Origin of the sequence: Bacillus sp. HMSC036E02, from assembly GCF_001836235.1 — a bacterium.
Taxonomy (GTDB): Bacteria; Bacillota; Bacilli; order Bacillales; family Bacillaceae_G; genus Bacillus_A; species Bacillus_A cereus.
The window spans coordinates 16,406-35,476 of record NZ_KV827825.1; the positions used below are offsets into that span (position 1 = coordinate 16,406).

Genomic DNA, 19,071 nt, shown 5'->3' on the forward strand with positions numbered 1-19,071 from the left:
GCACATTAAAACTATTATATTAAATTTCTGCTTATGTTTCGACAATATTGAAATAATTATTGTAACATTAAAGATATGTGTAAAAATAGGCGCTTAAATAAAATAATTTTTAAACAGCAAATTTTGCAAGTTTATTGCTACTTACAGTAAACAGTAGACAAAAAGTAAGAGCTAAGACTATTTCTCTTAGCTCTTCTTTCATAAAACTATTTCACTTCATTAGCGACAAAAAAGTGCTCACATACACTTGATATGCGCTGTAAGTCCACGTTCCCACCAGATATAACAGCCACTACTTTTTTCCCTTTTATATAACTATCAACTTTTCCTGCAAGAAGTGCAGCAGTTGCTAATGCACCTGCACCTTCTACAACAGCTTTCCCACGTTGTAATAAATCTTTCATCGCTACTTCCAGCTCTTTTTCTGATACAGTTACAATATCATCTACTAATTCTTTTACAATTTCAAATGTTAATTCACCTGGTATTTTAACTGCGCAACCATCTGCAATAGTAGGCGCCTCATAGTGTTCTACGATTGCTCCTTTATCGTAAGATGCCTTCATTCCATGAACATTATCTGCTTGGACACCAATTATATTAATGGATGGATTAAAAGATTTCAATGCTACAGCAATGCCAGAAATAATTCCGCCTCCACCAATTGGTACAATGACAGTATCTACATCCCACATATCATCAAGAATATCTAATCCAATTGTACCTTGACCAGCCATTACCTCTACATCATCATATGGATGTAAGTATGTTTCACCTGTTTCTCTTATAATTTCTTCACATTTTGCCTTTGCATCATCAAAGGTTTCACCATGTAAAATCACTTCAGATCCATATCCTTTAGTTGCTTCAACTTTCGCCTGCGGTGCAGAAATTGGCATAACAATTTTACTCTTAATACCGAGTAAATGAGCAGATAATGCAACTCCTTGTGCATGATTACCTGCTGAACATGCGATTACACCTTTTTCTTTTTCTTGATCCGTGAGCCGTGACATTTTATTAAATGCGCCACGAAATTTAAAAGAACCCGTTAATTGCATATTTTCTAATTTCAAATGTATTTCTCCGCCCGTTTTACTAGTCAAATAAAAAGATTTTACTAATGGCGTTTTACGAGCATTTCTATCTAGAATCTTGTGAGCTTTTTTAATATCGTCTATATGTAATGGTAGTTTTCTAGTTATCATACTGACACCTCTTCCAAAGTTCTATTTCTAAGTTTTCGTAAGTCGTAGCTCCTTTATACGAAAAGAAAAAATCTTTATATATGTACCCCACTCTGAAATAAACACATTTGCAAACAATTTAACATCCTTTTCATATCGCGTTCTTTATAATGATTTAAACATGCAATTTGGATCCAATTATTCTTTTGTAAATAAGATGACTCATAATGAACGATGTATCCTTGTAATGCTAATGCATCGCCTACTACTTTAGAAGAATGGTCTTCGCTTAATACAATAGTAAGTATAATTGGCGCGGCATGTTCTTTAGGTGAAACAAGCTTTAAGCCCATATCAGTAATAACTTCTTCAACATACTCGTATGTCTCTTTAATTTTTACAAATACCTTTTCATCTTCAAATCGCTTCAACGCTTCTTGTAATGCATAAATTAAATTCCATGATTGTGAGTATGGAATGCTTTCATTTTCTTCATACATACCAATGTCCATATAGGCCGGCACAGCCTCGTTTATTTTTACAATGTGGTTATGAAAAACGAAAGAAATTCCTGTATATGATTTAATCGCTTTACCGCTAACACCACTTGCAAAATACACATCCTTCAAGGATAATGGTATTGCTCCAATTGAGCTTATGCAATCTACACATAGTTTTATTTGATTCTCGTTACAAAGAGTATTTAGCTCGTTTAAATCGTTTAACATTCCAGTAGATGTTTCATGATGAACAAACCAAATCCATTCATAATTTCCAGTTGTCATGATTTCTTCTAATTCGGTATAAATAAATGGATCTCCCATTTCCTTTTTATACGTATCAAAATGTAACCGTGCTCGTTTTGCATGTCCAACTAATCTATTACCAAATTCCCCATTTGCTAATACTAGTCCTTTCCCTTTTAAAGAACGTAACTGTAAAGCAATCGCATCATTTGCTAACGTCCCTGTTCCTAACATAAGCTGTACATGTTTTGCTTTTGTCATGTAAAGTAACCGTTTTTTTACATTGCCCATCATCACTTGAAATGACTTAGAGCGATGCGAAATAGGCCGCGTAGAAAATGCCTTTCGAACGTTCTCTTCAATATCTACTGGACCAGGTAAAAACGTATATTCTTTCGTCATAATCCCCCCAACACTCGACTCTTCAAACATAGCAGGGGTAACATACATTGGCTGGAAGGCTGCTTCTTCTGTACCAACTAACGTATGGAAAGATTTGAATCCCATTTGCTCATATAAAGCTAGTTCACGTGTTGTTGCAGAAATGAGTGCTAATTCATATCCATTTAGAAGCAAATAACGATGTAGAAAACGAATTAATCCTAACAACGCTCTTCCATTTCTATATTCACGTTCTACTGAAAGCAAACGAATTTCATACATTTTTTCTCCATGCTCTTGCAAATAAACATCTAAATTTGAGATTTTATAATCTAACGAGAATGGTCGTTTTCCCCGCACTGCGACCATACCTACTAATCTATCCTCATCTAAACAAATTAAATATGTATTTTCTTTATGAAACCGATCTATACGAAACCGGTCTTTCGTTTCTTCATGTTGTGGTATCTCTTCCACAAAAGTTTTATAATTTAATTTATGTATACTTTCAAATTCCCAATCTTGATCAGCAACTTTATAAATTAACCCCATGCCTTATCTCCTTTATCTATTTAATAAAAAATGATAAGTGGAGATTATCCCCACTTATTAAACATTCATTTTATTCTCGATTCACATATAGAATAAGTACAATAATCATTCCACTTAATATAGTGGTAACAATAGAATAAGAATAAAGAATCATACAAATTGGTAAACAAGCAATTGTAATTAGTCCTGGCTTCGTAAACCCTTTAAATATTAAATAAAATACAATAAAAATGCCTAAGAGGGTAAGCGCTATCAAATAATCAAATGCGATTAGTCCTCCTATAAATGTTGAAATACCTTTACCGCCCTTGCCTTTAAATAAAACTGGATAAATATGTCCAATAATAACGGCCAATAATGTTAACATTACGAATGTAGGATCTTCAAAAAGATATTTTGCTACAGCAACAACGATTGCCCCTTTAATCGCATCACCTAAAAATGTAGCGATGAAATACCCTTTTCCATATACGCGCCCCATATTTCTTGCGCCAGGATTTCCGCTTCCTTCATCCCTAATATCAACGTTATGTCTCAATTTTGTTACTATATAAGCGGTCAATATGTTTCCAATTAAATAAGAAGCCACCAAATATAAAAACTGCATACTATTAATCATGTAATCATTCACTTTCTACATGGGATTACATATACAATATTCAATTACTACGTATATTGTACGTTTTTAACATACATCCCTTTATACATTTTAACATCATATTTTTACAAATCATACAAAAATTCTCATACACTATTTTTAAAAATATATATCCCTCATTAAATAATATGTTCCTTTCACTGCCATTTCTGCTTGTGATACGAATGTAATTTCTTTCATACTATCTTCACAGCATTTCTTAAATACAGCAAATATTTCAGGAACTAAACGCAATATACTGCCACTTACTGCAATTGGCGTTGAGTGCTTAAAGTTCAACTTGTTATAAACACTTACTGTAATCCTTGCCAATTCCTTTCCAGCTTGCATCATAATTTCATCCGCATCATCATTGCCATTTCTCGCTTCCTGAATAACTAATGGCGCGATTGCTGCAATTTTATCTTTAGAAGAAGTATATACTAAGCTTTTTATATGAGACGGTGTCAAAAGTTGAAACTGCCTTTGAATGTTCAAACTCAATGGACAAAGACTGATTCCTTGATCGAACTGAATTGCCATTTTCTTTAAAGCTTGTAATGCAATCCAATATCCGCTCCCCTCATCTCCTAAAATATGTCCCCATCCACCGCTATACTGATATACTTCCTCTTTCTTTCCTATACAAATTGCACCTGTACCACCTATAGTTAATATTCCCTCCTTACCTTTTAAAGCAGCTGCATGCGCGATCATTGCATCATTAAAAATTTCAATTTTTGTTCCGTATTTCTTTTTTAAACGTAATATTAATTCATTTGTATTCCCTCCGCTTATACCAGCTAATCCTAAACAAATACAAACGCAATGCTCATTCATTAAACTCTTCTGGCATTGATTAATTGCTTCCATAATATGCAAAAGTGCCTGATCAAAATCTATTAATACATTTCCAAATCTGCTCGTACCTCTTACAACTTCATTTCCATCTTGATCAAATGCAATTGCCTCTGTCTTCGTTCCCCCGCCATCTACTCCAATCATATACTTCATATGTTCGCCTCATTTTCATCTGCGTATGGAGGGAATGTTATATTCCCTAAAATTACGGAATTCTTAGCACCTGTTGCGCTCGGCACATTACTTGAATTACGATGATACGTTTCGTTTGCTAAAATAGCAAACGCAATTGCTTCTTTCGCTGCTGAAGAGTGACCAATATCTTCTTGTATACATATGCTACATTTCTCTTCTCTTAATCCATTCCGTAACATTTCAACAAGTGTATTATTATAACTTCCACCACCACCTAAAATCACCTCATCAATTTCATAATACGGCAAAATAAACGCCTTATAATGATGAACAATTGAACATGCTGTAAACATCGTGACAGTTGCCAATATATTTTCTTTACTATGCTTTTTAAATCGATTCAATAATCCAGTCACAAACGCTTCTCCAAACTGTTCTCTACCAGTTGATTTCGGTGGATTCATTTTCAAAAATGGATGATTCATACAATATGTCAAAACCTCTTCTACAACTACTCCTTGTTTTGCAATGTTACCATTTTGATCATATGACAACTGAAACAACCTTTGACATACTTCATCCATTACCATATTACCTGGACCTGTATCAAATGCTATAACGCTTTTCTCACTTAGTTGACTTGGTATTACAGTCACATTACCAATCCCGCCGATATTTTGTAGTAGTCTATTTTTAGTTTGGTGACGATATAAAATAATCTCTGAATATGGTACAAGTGGTGCTCCTTGTCCTCCAGCTGCCATGTCCATCGTTCGAAAATTAGAAATAACCGTCGTATTCGTTTCATACGCTATAATTGCTGGTTCTCCAATTTGTAATGTAGAAGGAATCATACCTCCATCTTGCTGTGGCTGATGATAAATCGTTTGTCCGTGAGAACCAATTAAATCTAATTGTCTCAAAGGAAAATTGGCCTCTTTACAAACTTCCTTTACAGCGTTTGCGAAGCGTAAACCGAGTTTAAAATTCAAACTGCATATAAGTTGTACATTTGAATTTTCTATTGATAATGCCTGCTGGATATCATTTTTCATATCATTACAAAATGGCACAGTAGTAAAATGGATGAGTTCAACTTTAGAATCTACACCGCTTCCATCTATATGAACGAGTGCTACATCTATTCCGTCTAACGAAGTACCGGACATTACCCCTGCAACATACATAACATGCATGACCTCCTATTTACTAAAAAACAAGCATGTAAGTAACGAACGTACAACCAATCGAAAACAATATAAATCTAAAAAACAACTGAGCTTTCGATGCAAACGATCCATCAATGAAAGAAACAACTACCGTAAGCAAAACGCTTGCCGCAATACTTGTAACGAGCCAAATACTATGCATTTGTGATAAATTTAGCATGCCTAATAAAGGGACAAAAAGTAAATTTGCACAAATCACTCCAAATAGTAATAAAAACACACCTTTATAACTAAATTTTATATTCATTCTATTTCCCCCTTTCTAGTTTTAATGTGAAAGAAGTGATAGACAAAAAGTCTATCACTCAAAATAACAGCATGTAGATTAAGGATTAACCGACTCTCCGTCACCATTCTTTTCGATTTCAAGCATATTTTTGTCGTACATTTTAAAGAATGGTAAATAAATAAGGAACGATATTGTTATATTTATAAAAACTAATACAATCGCACGCCAATCTCCACCTGTTGCTAAATATGCACCAATTGGAGCAGGTAATGTCCATGGCGGCATAATATGCGTTGGTGTTACAAATCCCATTGCGGTTGCAGCATACGCTATAGTAGCTGTTACTAACGGGGTAATGACGAAAGGAATAATTAAAATTGGATTTAATACAATCGGCAAACCGAATATAACCGGTTCATTTATATTAAAAATCCCAGGGACAATACATGTTCTCGATAATGCTTTTGAATATTTTGATCGACCAAATATAATCATAGCTAACACAAGCCCTAACGTTGCACCCGAACCACCAATCCAAATAAACCATTGATAAAACGGTTCTGGTGCAATAAACGGAAAATGACTCGCTCCACTTGCTACAGCTTCACCGTTCTTTCCTAAATACACATCCCAAAGTGGCCTTGCCACAGTACCTACAACTGATACTCCGTGTATCCCGAAAGACCAGAAAAACGTAATTAAAAATACAGGTATAATAACGCCAAAGTAACTATCACCAGCTTTTACTAACGGTGCGGCTAGTTTATCTACAACGTAATGTAAATCAACTTTAAAAACGACTGTAATAAGACTCATCATAATAATAACGAATGCTGCAGGTATAAGTGCTTCAAATGAACGTGATACTGACGGTGGTACTTGTTCTGGCATTTTTATCGTTACGTTATTCTTCTTACAAAACCTTAAAATCTCAACTGATAAAATAGAGACGATCATCGTCACAAATAATCCATGACCTCCAATATTTGTCATCGGAAGCATGAATCCTTTTTTATCAATTAACTCAGGCGTTAATGTTAAAAGTAGTGAACATACCGCAAGCTGTGCTCCTGATAAAGCATCTAATTTATAACTTTTCGCTAAATTATATCCTATTCCAAATGCTATATATAAGGACATAATAAACATAGTTAAACGATATGGTATCAATATACTTGTTTGATTCTTTAATGCCCAAACCGATATGAAACTATCTTTCGGCAGTGGTGGAAATGCTACTATTAAAAAAAAGCTTCCTACTATAATAAATGGTAACGCCGAAATAACTCCATCACGGATTGCTTGTAGATGCCTCTGCTCAGAAAGCCTTGCCATCGGGCCAGATAAGTTTTTATCAAGAAACGTGACAAACTTATTCATAACGCTTCCTCCTAACTAATTAATTCATTTACAGTTTTTAATAAAGTCGGGCCTCCAAGTGGCGTGTATGCTTGCGGTGGAATGATGCCACACGGAATAGATTCCTCCTCTGCAAATTTTTTTACAGAGTCAAATCGGTGTCTTATTTGAGGTGCCACCATTACGACATCCCAGCCATTCTTTACTTCTTCCTCTACCTCATTCGTTCCAATTGCATGCACTTCCATGTTCACACCATTTTTCTCCGCTTCTTTTTTTAAAGCGTTTACAACAATTGCACTGGACATTCCTCCAGAACAGACGAACAAAACTTTCATTTATTAATCCTCCTATACTTATAATTTATTACCCTTCAAATGAAAGGAAGTTTCACTTTACTAACAAGCATATGAAGTAGTAAATGAATTTAGTTATAATGAAAGTAAATTTCATTAAAAATATTTTTCCTATTAAATTAATGTTTCAATATGCAATTTTCTCTATTGCAAAGTCAACCTCGCCTCCTATATTATTTTAAATAATCATATGATAGGGAGGCGTATAAATGATCGTTAAACGTTTATTAATGATATGTTGTATCGTCATCTTGTTCATCCCTTTCTCTTTCATTCCCCCTCACTCTACTTATGCTGAAGTAAATACTGCATACAAAAAACATGAATTACGTGCTGTATGGATTGCATCTGTTCTGAATATTGATTGGCCCTCAAAAACTGGCTTACCCATTGAAAAACAGAAACAAGAATTTATAAGATTATTAGACGATGTAAAAAGCACTGGTATGAATGCAGTTGTTGTACAAATTAAACCAACCGCTGATGCTTTCTATCCTTCAAATTACGGTCCTTGGTCTGAATACATTACAGGAACACAAGGAAAAGATCCTGGTTATGACCCGCTTGCATTTATGATTGAAGAAACTCATAAAAGAAATATAGAATTCCACGCTTGGATTAACCCATACCGAATAACGATGAATCACACCGATATAAATCGATTATCAAATAATCACCCTGCAAGGCAACATCCCAATTGGGTTGTCCCTTATGGCGGAAAGTTATATTACAATCCCGGTATTCCAGAAGTGAAAAAATTTATAACAGAAGGTGCTTTAGAAATCGTGCAAAATTACGATATTGATGCGCTGCATATGGATGATTATTTTTATCCATATAAAGTAGCCGGTGAAGAATTTCCAGATCAGAAAACGTACGAAACATATAATAACGGTAGATTTACAAATATAGAAGATTGGCGACGTAACAATGTAAATGAACTTGTAAAAAATTTAAATACTGCTATAAAACAAGAAAAATCATATGTAAAGTTTGGCATTAGTCCATTCGGCGTATGGAGAAATATAGCTGACGATCCGACTGGCTCTAACACAACCGCAGGTCAAAGAAACTATGATGACCTTTATGCTGACACACGTGAGTGGATACAAAAAGGATATATTGACTACATTACACCGCAAATATATTGGAATATAGGTTTCACCCCAGCTGCATATGACATATTAGTAGATTGGTGGGTTAAAGAAACAAATAACAAACCGATTCACCTATACATCGGTCAAGCGGCCTATAAAATTAATAATAACTCCGTCCCTGCTTGGTCTGATCCAGAAGAATATCCAAGACAAATTGCATTAAACCGGCTATATCCTGAAATAAAAGGTAGTATGCATTTTAGCTTAAAAGATATTAATAACAATCCACTTGGAGCTAAAGATAGACTCTCAAAAGACATATATAAATATCCTGCATTAATTCCGCCTATGCCTTGGCTTGATCATGATCCACCAAAACAACCGACTTTAAAAGGTGCCATTCCAAGAGATGAAGGTATTGCAATCGGTATCATTGACAATAGAGATAATGATTCTACTTATTACGCTATTTACCGCGCGAATGGGAAAAATGAAGTGGATATACAAAATCCGAAAAATTTACTTACTACTGTAAGAAAAACAACACTTGGAGAAATTTATGTAGATAAAACCGCTATTTCTGGAGAAACGTATACGTATGTCGTAACTGCAGTTGATCGATTGCATAATGAAAGTGTGGCTTCTAGTCATACTACCGTTAGTGCAAAATAAAATCTCATAACAAAAAGCGCCCTAAAGCTGTGATACTTAGCTTTTAAGGCGCTTTTTGTTATTTATTCTTAAACTTCTCAGTCGCTGCTCTCATCTTCACATTTAAATCGTGATCAATTGAGTCGCGAATATCTCGCTCTACTACTTCCATTTCTTTTTGGAAATTTTCCAAGTAGATTTTCAGTTCTTCTTCTTTCTCTGGTCTTTGTGAAGGTGGTAATTGAACTACCAACGATAACATGGCCGTTAAATCTTTCATTAAGAACGTTTCAAGTTTATGTTGTTGTTCAAACATGCGTTGCTCTTGATAGTACGGAAGTGCATTCAATACTGAAATTGTAATATCATCAACCGTTCTTTGTAATGAAGGATTTATTGAGCGTTTATACGCTTGAATTGTATTTAATGCGTCTGGATAACGGTCATAAAAATACAATTTGTAAAATGATAAGTCTGTCGGTTTTACAGTTTGCTGTGTCTCTTGTCTTAAGAAATCTTTCACTTTCATCGCAGCTACATCAATATCTTCATTCGTAAGCTTTTTCGTAGTTTTTGCCATTACATGCACTTTTTTCTGCTTTTCTTTCGGTAACATCGAGAAGACTTGTTCTCTCGTACGTTGACCTGATGCACAAAATAGAGTATTTAATGTATTTTGTTCTTTCTTTCCTTCAGTGCGAATCCAGCGATAAAACAGTGGATGTTGTGTAAATTCTTGTAGAAACGGTATTGATTTGTTTGATAACTTGTCTAAAGAATCTTGCGCTCTTTTATATGGCTTCGTCCATGAAAAATACAGCTTCCGTCCGAAATATACGACTAAAACAACGACAGTAAATGCTATTAAAAGCAATGTACCGAGTAGTAATAATACTGTTTGAATGAAACTCATTTGTTCACCTCCTCTAATAATCCTTTATTTCCTTGGACGCTGAATGAGTTTCTGCTTCATCTCATCATTAAATGTGTCTAGTTCAATAACGAACTTCTTACTTGACTCGATAATACGTTCTGACGATTTTTCAGATGCTTCAATTGCAGCGAACACATTTTGGAATGATTCACGTAATTTATCCATGCTAATAGCAGGGTTTTCAAGCAATTTTGTCGTTTCTTCTGTATTTTGTTTTAACGCTTGAGAATTACTTAATACCATCGATTCAATTGCTTCATTTGTCGCATTCACTGCATCGATTGTTTTCCGTTGATTTGTTAACGCTAACTGAATAGCAGCTGAAACCGTTACAACGTTTTGCGTCATCGTAATTGCATTACGAATTGCCTCTGTTAACTTTTCATTATTTTTCTTAATAATGTCTACAGATGCGATAGATTGTAATAAAACACTTTTCGCTTGCTGCATATTACGTGTACGTACAAGTATCTTTTCTAACGCATCGTTAATTAATGGAATATCTCTTTGACGTTCTGGATTTTGTTTCTCAGCTTCCAGCATGCCAGCAAGTTTTTTCCCTAAGTATACTTGCTTATCAAGAGCGTGAATTTTATCATGCGATTGCTCTTTAAGCATTTCAAGACCAACTGTATCTTCTTGTAAGTTGTCACGACCAATTAGAAGGGATCTTATAATCTCCTCAATTTGCTTATCTATAGATTGATATTTATGCACGTATGTTTCAAGTGGATTTTTCTTGAATACTTTAAACATAATTTTCTTCATACCACTTGCTTTTAATGAATTCGGATCAAGTTCTGATACCACTTTTCGTAATTCTAACAATGTATTTGGAATTTCTTCGTTCTTTCCATTCATCATCGCTGTTACAGGACGTTTTAATGCTGACAACGTTTGTCCTGCTGCTTGTTGCTCTTTATCTCCTAAATCTCCTAGCTGAGACAATACTTTTGATAAATCTGTATTTTGCTCGCTATTTAACTTTTGTACATAAAGATCAGCTTCTTTATTCAGTTCCTCTAATTCTGCATCTTTTATAACTGTATCAACCACTACTTCTACATTATTATCTTTCACGATCGATACAGGTTCTTTTTTCTCGAGTTCAGTCAACAAAATCGCTCCTTTATTTATATGTGCGAATTTATATGCACTATATTTCATCTATTATATCGTATTTCATATACATTCTGATTGCTTGAAATCGATTTTTTTAGAAATGCCTGTTTATGCAGTCATTCCCTGTTTCTTACTATAAGTATACCTGTAAACAACATAATTTTCCTCAGACTTAAGACCTAGAGAACGACATGCTGAAGGCGGATTCTTCGTATGTTACTATAAATTATGTTCTCCTATCCTTCTGTACTCAATCTTTTGACATACACCCTTTTTCAATGTGATAATTATATTGCGCTCACTCCTATTTCTTCTTGCGCGCTACGAATGCTCCATTTTGAAATGCCAATAACACCGTTTCAAACATTTCATCTTCTTCTATCATTTTTTTAAACTCGGCTAATTCATTTGCATGAGAGGTTGCGTTATCAACAACAAGAAAACCCTTTGGTTGTAAAATGCGTTTTATATGCTCAAGCCACCACATGTATTGCGTACGCTCTGAATCTAGGAAAATAAAATCAAATGAATGATCTAATTGCGCATCTAAAAATGCCCCTGCTTCTTGATTATGAACATCAATCCTTTGTAAAAGGTTTGCCTTTTCAAAATTGACAAGTGCCTCTCCAACTCGTTCTGAAGAAAGCTCTACAGTTGTTACATTTCCATTTGTTTCTTCTACCGCATTAGCTAACCACAATGTAGAATAGCCATTAGAAGTTCCGATTTCTAAAATGTTTTTTGCGCTACACCCTTTTACTAAAATTGATAAAAATTGCCCCATCTCACGAGTAATATTCCGTAATTTTTCTTCCCGTGTTTTTTTATTTCGATCATGCTCTTCTCCATATTGTTCAAGTTGAAATAATAATGAATCTAACGTATCCATTTTTTTCATCGCCTTTCCAAAGCAATATGATGAAAAAGCTCTTGCTGCCCGTCTACTTTCATTATATGCGAAACAAAGACCTTTTTCCTATTATATGACAAAGATTTGAATTTTTTTATAGCATATTGTTTCGTTTTTTGGTAAAGTTAATTTCTACGTGCAATTATTCCATTCATATTATTTCATATTAAAATTGCAGTTATTAAATTATATAAACCCCATTTAAATGAATCGGTATTTCAAATTCAATTAAGCGCCCTTTTCGGACGCATTTTCTTTGTTTATATATTTCCAGAAGAAAGGATGCTTACAAATGAACGTGATTAGCTTAGATGCTGCTCGAAAACGAAAGCAGCATAAAAAATTAATGATTACTATACCGATTATTACACGTATTTATGAAGAAGACGGGGAAATTAAATTTGAGGTAGCTGGCGAAAAAGATGTACCTCTTGAAATGTTAGAAAAATAATAAAAAAACGCATTTCTGAAGAAATGCGCTTTTTTATATTTTTACATTTAAATGCATAAGTTTTTCAGGGTTAACCATCATATAAATATTTGAAATTTTCTCATCCTCAAATGCAAACGAAAGAACATAAGTTACTTTATTATTTATTGTAACTATAACTCCTGGTATACCATTGACCATTTTGAAATCAACAGTGTACTCTTCTGTCAATCGTTGTGCAATCCCAAAGAACAAACGTATAATTCGATCCGCAGAATAAATCGGGTTAATAGCAGTCGTAACTTTACCACCACCATCAGCTTTGAGTATAGCATCTGTTTTTAATACTTCTAACATACCTTCCGCATCCCCACACTGTAATGATGATACAAACTTTTCAACATAAGAAGCCATTTTCTCTGTGCTTAATTTTGATTGCTTCGGTTTCTCCAACATGCTTTTTCGAGCACGTTGAAAGATTTTCCTGCAGTTCACACTACTCTTATCAACAATTGAAGCTATTTCTTCGTATTCATAACTGAAAACCTCTCTTAATATGAAAACAATCCTTTCTACCTCAGATAATTGTTGTAAAAGTAATAAATATGCGGTGGAAAGGGATTCTTTCATTATAAATGACTTTGATGGCTCATCACTCTCTTCTACAATTGGCTCTGGCAACCACATCCCTACATACACGTTACGTTTATGCGCTGCCGATCGTAATTTATCAATTGAACGATTTGTCGCCATCTTACATAAATATGCTTTCATATTTTCTATAGATTGAGGATCTTCTATATTATTTAGCGAGATAAATACATCCTGAACGATATCCTCAGCATCCATAACACTCCCAAGGATTCTGTATGCTAACGAAAATAATAATGGTTGATACGCTTCATATAACTGCTCCGTTTCCATGATGAACTGCCTCACTTTCATATTGCTTTAAAATGTGTAACGCTGCACGTTTCCCGCTTGCTACCGCAGCATCAGCTAATATTTCATCATGCCCTGCCCAATCTCCTGCAACATAAACACCTGGCATTTCAGGTATATTAGGACCCGGCTTTTCAACACGGTCAATATGAGGAAAATCATGTACTACTGTTATTTTCGGTAAATATTGCTGTGCAACAACTTCTCTTTTCCAATTTGGATGTAACAACTCCATCGTACTTTCCAACTGTTCTTTATCTTCATGAATATGATTCATCTCTAGCATAGGATTATGGTACTTAATTAGACTCACTGCAATTGATCCATCTTCACTTAATTTAGCTGCTCTCGATTGATTTGTGAAAAATATAGGTTGATCTAATCCTAATACAAATTGATGTGTAGGATTGGGTAATTGTCTCAAGCCAATATCTAATGCAGCAACAGTAACCGGTACCGATTGTTCACTCCATCTATGCAAACTTGTTCCTTCTGCACCTTTTATTATTTTACAAGCCTCTTTTGGCGGAGTCGTCACGATGACTGTACCTACTTCAAAAACCTCATCATCAACACAATGTATTCTTTGTTTATCTTCATAATGCTCTATTTCCAAAACATGCTTTTTAGCCAAAAATTTTACCCCGACATCATTCGCTAAATCTCTTAATTTTGTTATTATCGTCTCCCAACCACCATCTACATAAAGCACTCCTGCTTTTATAGAAAGCTGTATTTGCTTTAGTACAGATGATGCTAATTGTATTGTAGGAGCAAACGTATATGTTGTTGTCCGGCATAGCGCATAAAATATATTGCGAACCATTGGATCTTTTATTTCATTTTCTGCCCATGTAGTTAGACTCATTTTCGGAACTTCTCCTACATCTAAATTTCCTAAACGAATCATAAGACGTGAGAATTGTACTTTTGCAGACCACGAAAGTAGTGGTGTTGATAAAATTGAGCGAAAATCTGTTGGGATGGTGAATATATCCCCTTTCCATATTCCATGTGCTTTTGTAGATGGTATTCCACCTGGAAGATTCAAACCGAGCTCATTAAAAGTTATAAACGCTGCTCCGCCTCTATATAAAGCATGTGCACCAAGATTCATGCAGATTCCATTTTTATTTATAGTCATCCCTCGGCCACCGAATTGACTGGATTTTTCTAATACAATCACTTTCTTTCCAGCTTTCGCTAAATATATAGATGCTGTTAATCCAGCAAGCCCACCGCCAATAATTGCTACATCAAATGTATTCATAATAAAATCCCTCCTTATCGTTCTACATACAAGACGAACGATTAAGGAGGGATGTGACATGAAAATAAATTTTTATTACCCTACTTTATTTCATTACTTTTTAATTCGTTCATATTGCATACGAAATAACTCAATTGCAAATGGAATATCCTCTTCACTCTTTATATAATAACTGATCCATCCTGATTCAGGTAATACGTGATGTGGTTTTACCAATCCTTGCTTCACTAATTCATCTCGCTTTAACTTCGGAAATGGTAAATCAGCTAATTTATCACCATGAAGATGGCCAAGTTCTTTCTTACCATAATTTATTTCAATACCACCAAATCGATGCGGTTTTTCAGAAACACCCGCCCAGCTGAGTACTTCATTTCTAATCATTTCACTAAATGACATGAACATTCACTCCTTATAAATGATTGATGTACTTTTAAATTAACATTTTCATTACTTTTTTCCATCAATCCAAAGTATGAATGGGAATACGAATATAGTTTAGTATTAACACCTTATTCTTTATGAAATAAGTGAATTTATTAAGCTGCCGACAACAGCACAAAACAAAGACTAGACTCATATCCTAATTTTGTAACCTAACTTCCCTATAGAAAGGCGGGTAATACAATTGACTGCCAACATCGACTATACCTCTCCCTCAACCAATTTTACTTATGATGTAAATAAAAGTAATTTTTTTCGGAAAGATGCCCAAAATTATATAAATGTACTCGGTATTAAACAATTAAATACTTTAGAAAATACTTCTTTATTAGATATTTATTTAAGTACAGGAAATGTTGTAGAACCACATATTCATCAAAATGCAACTGAACTTGTTTATTGTATTTCAGGGTCTGCTGTTGTTTCTTTACTTAATCCATTTACGAATCAAATTTTAAACTTACCGATAAAACCGGGGCAAGTTGCCAACATTCCACAAGCGTGGTGGCATTATGAAATTGCTACAGCAGATAATACTCATTTATTAGCTATTTTCAATGCCCCAGCGCCAGAAGTTATTTTCGGTTCTGATATTTTAAGATTAACTCCGGCTCATATGATGGCCCATACTTACTGCCTCAATGAACAACAATGGAAACAAGCGGTTTCCCCTATTCAATCAACTACTGTAATTGGTCCTCCTTCAAACTGCAATCAAAACCGTGAAACGAAAAATTATCCAACCCAGCCCCTCGCTCAACAACATAATCCGCATCACCAAGATTCTTATTACTTTCCTCTTTACTGGGGCTATTAATTTGTAAATTTTCAAAAAAACATAGTTTATCTCCTAGGAAAATACCGAGGAGATTTTTTTATTGTATCTTCTCTTCCTATTAAAAATAGTAACAATTGATAGTGTACATACATATAATATTTATATATTAAATTGGAGGTGATAGTACTATGAGTAATTATAACTATCGAAAAAACTACTCTTATAATAAAAATAGTAGCTCTTCAGCATCCTCTCAATCTTCCAATTCTCAATCTTCCAATTCCCAATCGCAAAGAGACTTAGCCGAGCAAGGCTATGTAAAGAAAAAAGGATGTAACTGCAATAAAAATAAATAGTTTATTTTATGGATGAATTCTTTTTTAAAAGAATTCATCTTTTTTTGCTGATCGGAAATTTTTAAAGTTACATAACTTATGCCTTAAATGAGAAAGGGTAAATTATACTTTTTTATACGAACTTAATAAAGAGTAATTATTCAATTGATTTATTACTTATTTCCTCAAAAAATATAGTCCTTCCTAAATTTATTAGGAAGGACTATATACAAACCCCTGTTTAATTTCCTACTAAACATTGTAACAAATTAAACGATATTAATACCTGCACTTACAAATCCAGCAACTGCAGCTATTGGACTTGCTGCTGTTAATGAAACATACAGTAGTATTTTATCTCCAGCAGCTACTGGAATAGCTTCAGCTATGATACCTGATGCTGTAGAACCAATCGCTATTGCGGCAAATGCTGGTGTTAATAAAAGAGGTGCGCCTTGTACTGTAAACGTATTGCTTGCTGCAGGTGCAGTTAATATTTGTATTTGCACTTGAACAGGTGATATTGGAGCTAATGCAGCTGTTGCACTAAAGAAACCTGCTAATGACGTGATAGTTCCTGCACGTGGTGCTACAAATGCATAATCACCTACACCTAATGCTAATGTGATACTAGTTCCACCAGTTAAAGCTACACCAGGCTGACTAAATCCAAATCCAAGAAGAGTTCCTGTATTAGCTACTAACGCGTTAACTAACGCAGATGGTGTTGTACCTGAAGCAAATGGAATAATAGCTCCGCCACCAGTTGCACCAGTTGCTCCTGTTAAACCTGTTGCTCCTGTTGGACCTGTTGCTCCTGTTGGACCTGTCGCTCCTGTTAAGCCTGTTGCTCCTGTTAAACCTGTTGCTCCTGTTAAACCTGTTGCTCCACCAGTACCTGCTGGACCTGTCGCTCCTGTTGGGCCTGTTGGACCTGTCGCTCCGCCTCCTGGACCTGTTGGACCTGTTGGACCTGTTGCTCCGCCTCCTGGAGTAGCACCAATTAATTGAGTTAATAAGTTTAATAAAAGTTGTAAACTTGCAGGGTCAATAATTAAAGAGAAGAAGAATGGTGCAAGAGCACTGTAGAATTGTTGTAATAAAGAAAGTAATTGACTTAGATTTGGGTTAGGAGATTGTAGTAAATTAATAATACTTTGAATTAATTGTTTTAAGAAATTCCCTTCTGGGGAAGGTGCTAATTCATTTAGTAAGTTCAATAGTTGAGTAAACAAATTGAGTAAAGCTAATCTGTTTGCATCACTTGGATTTGCAAAAAACGCTGCAATAGCCGCTATTAAAGAGTTTAGTAAAGTAATTAATCTACCTAATTGCTCACTAGTAATCGGAACTGTTTGTGGATTGTTACAGCAATCTGGAGTGAAAACAATCGGATTATTGCAGTGGTTATGACCAAAACAATTATTGTTTGTCATTTATGTCCTCCTTACTTGTTTTATATTTGAGTTTTTCCTATTATAAGGATCATAAAGTTGTAAAAAAATATGTTATATATTGACTTAAAATAGGAAACATGAAATATAATTAAACTTACAAACGCTATTTAATTATGTTCATGACTCACATATTAATTATATGTTTTTAATAATTGACTGCTTAGATTAAATACCTAAACTTACGGGTTTATTTTATTTTTCCACGTTTATCTCTTAGGTTTAAATACACATATTAATTTGAATATACTCAACAATTAACAGTGCTATTTTTTTATATAAATATACATTATTTCTTTACTAAGATTGTGTTCTCTTTTTAAACATGAAGCCGTTTGTATTATAGAGAACTCTCATATAATATATTGAAAAATTCATTTTATATTTTATTCCAATACACTGTGAAAAGGATTGAAGTTAAAATCCCTATCATTCAACCATTTATGACAGCTAGAAATTGAATGTACCTTCACTTAATTTTAACTATTTAAATATAAAACAAAAAAAGACAGATTCCTTTTCATTAAGGATCTGTCCTTTTAATTAATAATGATAAATTGTAATATAATTGAAGATCCTTGCGATGGAGGTTGAGTATCCAATAAAGTTAATTTACCAGTACTCACCTCATATAATGGCTGTGGTTGCATTATTCCATTAATAAATAAATTAATATATGAAACTTCACTAGGCGATAATATATTCGTTGTACCATATTGAGGTATCCCATCGGCATTTGTATATATAAGTTTCTCTCCATCTGCAAAAGTATAATATAACAAATTGGTTGTTGTGATAGGACCAATACCCCCAGTAGGGCCTGTTGCTCCGGTCGGTCCCGTTTCTCCGGTTAGCCCGGTTACTCCTGTTGGTCCCGTTATTCCAGTCGGGCCCGTTTCTCCTGTTGGGCCCGTTATTCCAATTGGGCCCGTTTCTCCGGTCGGGCCTGTTTCTCCGGTTGGGCCTGTTATTCCGGTCGGCCCCGTTTCTCCGGTTGGGCCTGTTATTCCGGTTGCTCCCGTTATTCCAGTT

General features: G+C 34.6%; 19 protein-coding genes. 3 read left to right on the forward strand and 16 right to left on the reverse strand.

Going from position 1 to position 19,071, the window contains the following annotated elements; all coding sequences use genetic code 11:
* Positions 1-206: 206 nt before the first annotated feature.
* The 8 genes from tdcB to HMPREF2590_RS08850 all read right to left on the reverse strand — a co-directional run bounded on the left by tdcB (position 207) and on the right by HMPREF2590_RS08850 (position 7,654).
* Positions 207-1,208 (reverse strand): bifunctional threonine ammonia-lyase/L-serine ammonia-lyase TdcB, encoded by a 1,002-nt coding sequence (gene tdcB, locus HMPREF2590_RS08815; protein ID WP_000632952.1) that lies wholly within the window; start codon positions 1,206-1,208, stop codon positions 207-209.
* 74 nt (positions 1,209-1,282) lie between these two features.
* Positions 1,283-2,866, reverse strand: a complete 1,584-nt coding sequence (locus HMPREF2590_RS08820) for an aminotransferase class V-fold PLP-dependent enzyme (RefSeq protein WP_000523047.1) — start codon at positions 2,864-2,866, stop codon at positions 1,283-1,285.
* Between the two features lie 70 nt (positions 2,867-2,936).
* Complete coding sequence (gene plsY, locus HMPREF2590_RS08825) at positions 2,937-3,485, reverse strand: glycerol-3-phosphate 1-O-acyltransferase PlsY (RefSeq protein ID WP_000610871.1); 549 nt, start codon at positions 3,483-3,485, stop codon at positions 2,937-2,939.
* A gap of 138 nt (positions 3,486-3,623) precedes the next feature.
* The gene (locus HMPREF2590_RS08830; protein WP_000876615.1) at positions 3,624-4,517 is read right to left on the reverse strand and encodes a BadF/BadG/BcrA/BcrD ATPase family protein; all 894 of its coding nucleotides are present in this window, start codon (positions 4,515-4,517) and stop codon (positions 3,624-3,626) included.
* A complete protein-coding gene (anmK, locus tag HMPREF2590_RS08835) occupies positions 4,514-5,686 on the reverse strand; it encodes an anhydro-N-acetylmuramic acid kinase AnmK (protein ID WP_000289010.1) in 1,173 nt (390 codons plus the stop codon). The genes HMPREF2590_RS08830 and anmK overlap by 4 nt, the downstream gene beginning before the upstream one ends.
* A 22-nt stretch (positions 5,687-5,708) precedes the next feature.
* Entirely contained in the window at positions 5,709-5,975 is a 267-nt protein-coding gene (locus HMPREF2590_RS08840; RefSeq protein WP_001021965.1) for a hypothetical protein, read from the reverse strand.
* 78 nt (positions 5,976-6,053) lie between these two features.
* Positions 6,054-7,337, reverse strand: a complete 1,284-nt coding sequence (locus HMPREF2590_RS08845) for a PTS sugar transporter subunit IIC (protein ID WP_001032274.1) — start codon at positions 7,335-7,337, stop codon at positions 6,054-6,056.
* A gap of 11 nt (positions 7,338-7,348) precedes the next feature.
* Positions 7,349-7,654, reverse strand: a complete 306-nt coding sequence (locus HMPREF2590_RS08850) for a PTS sugar transporter subunit IIB (RefSeq protein WP_000865907.1) — start codon at positions 7,652-7,654, stop codon at positions 7,349-7,351.
* A 227-nt stretch (positions 7,655-7,881) separates the two neighbouring features.
* Here HMPREF2590_RS08850 and HMPREF2590_RS08855 point away from each other — a divergent pair, with 227 nt between their 5' ends.
* Positions 7,882-9,441, forward strand: coding sequence for a glycoside hydrolase family 10-like protein (locus HMPREF2590_RS08855; protein ID WP_000636010.1), 1,560 nt, complete (start codon positions 7,882-7,884; stop codon positions 9,439-9,441).
* 58 nt (positions 9,442-9,499) lie between these two features.
* Here HMPREF2590_RS08855 and HMPREF2590_RS08860 read toward each other — a convergent pair whose 3' ends face one another.
* The 3 genes from HMPREF2590_RS08860 to HMPREF2590_RS08870 all read right to left on the reverse strand — a co-directional run bounded on the left by HMPREF2590_RS08860 (position 9,500) and on the right by HMPREF2590_RS08870 (position 12,374).
* The gene (locus HMPREF2590_RS08860; RefSeq protein WP_000008378.1) at positions 9,500-10,333 is read right to left on the reverse strand and encodes a DUF3974 domain-containing protein; all 834 of its coding nucleotides are present in this window, start codon (positions 10,331-10,333) and stop codon (positions 9,500-9,502) included.
* Between the two features lie 24 nt (positions 10,334-10,357).
* Complete coding sequence (locus HMPREF2590_RS08865) at positions 10,358-11,470, reverse strand: toxic anion resistance protein (protein WP_000137396.1); 1,113 nt, start codon at positions 11,468-11,470, stop codon at positions 10,358-10,360.
* Positions 11,471-11,780: 310 nt separating this feature from the next.
* Positions 11,781-12,374 carry an O-methyltransferase gene (locus HMPREF2590_RS08870; protein WP_002005067.1) on the reverse strand — a complete coding sequence of 198 codons (594 nt, stop codon included), beginning with the start codon at positions 12,372-12,374 and terminating at the stop codon, positions 11,781-11,783.
* Positions 12,375-12,678: 304 nt separating this feature from the next.
* Between HMPREF2590_RS08870 and HMPREF2590_RS30305 the strand changes: the two genes are divergently transcribed.
* Positions 12,679-12,837, forward strand: a complete 159-nt coding sequence (locus HMPREF2590_RS30305; RefSeq protein WP_001100984.1) for a hypothetical protein — start codon at positions 12,679-12,681, stop codon at positions 12,835-12,837.
* Positions 12,838-12,870: 33 nt separating this feature from the next.
* On the opposite strand, the gene HMPREF2590_RS08880 is transcribed toward HMPREF2590_RS30305, so the two are convergent.
* From HMPREF2590_RS08880 to HMPREF2590_RS08890, 3 genes are all read right to left on the reverse strand, one after another.
* Positions 12,871-13,740 (reverse strand): sigma-70 family RNA polymerase sigma factor, encoded by an 870-nt coding sequence (locus HMPREF2590_RS08880; protein WP_000447142.1) that lies wholly within the window; start codon positions 13,738-13,740, stop codon positions 12,871-12,873.
* Positions 13,718-15,028 carry a phytoene desaturase family protein gene (locus HMPREF2590_RS08885; protein ID WP_001091200.1) on the reverse strand — a complete coding sequence of 437 codons (1,311 nt, stop codon included), beginning with the start codon at positions 15,026-15,028 and terminating at the stop codon, positions 13,718-13,720. The genes HMPREF2590_RS08880 and HMPREF2590_RS08885 overlap by 23 nt, the downstream gene beginning before the upstream one ends.
* Before the next feature lie 93 nt (positions 15,029-15,121).
* Positions 15,122-15,427 (reverse strand): luciferase domain-containing protein, encoded by a 306-nt coding sequence (locus HMPREF2590_RS08890; RefSeq protein WP_000010318.1) that lies wholly within the window; start codon positions 15,425-15,427, stop codon positions 15,122-15,124.
* A gap of 229 nt (positions 15,428-15,656) precedes the next feature.
* Here HMPREF2590_RS08890 and HMPREF2590_RS08895 point away from each other — a divergent pair, with 229 nt between their 5' ends.
* Positions 15,657-16,289: a cupin domain-containing protein gene (locus tag HMPREF2590_RS08895; RefSeq protein WP_000126331.1), complete on the forward strand. Its 633-nt coding sequence runs from the start codon at positions 15,657-15,659 to the stop codon at positions 16,287-16,289.
* Between the two features lie 565 nt (positions 16,290-16,854).
* On the opposite strand, the gene HMPREF2590_RS08900 is transcribed toward HMPREF2590_RS08895, so the two are convergent.
* Both HMPREF2590_RS08900 and HMPREF2590_RS08905 read right to left on the reverse strand, forming a co-directional pair.
* Positions 16,855-18,021 carry an exosporium glycoprotein BclB-related protein gene (locus HMPREF2590_RS08900; RefSeq protein WP_070861388.1) on the reverse strand — a complete coding sequence of 389 codons (1,167 nt, stop codon included), beginning with the start codon at positions 18,019-18,021 and terminating at the stop codon, positions 16,855-16,857.
* A gap of 557 nt (positions 18,022-18,578) precedes the next feature.
* Positions 18,579-19,071 (reverse strand): DUF4183 domain-containing protein (locus tag HMPREF2590_RS08905; protein WP_141763527.1); only part of this gene is annotated, 493 nt, incomplete at its 5' end.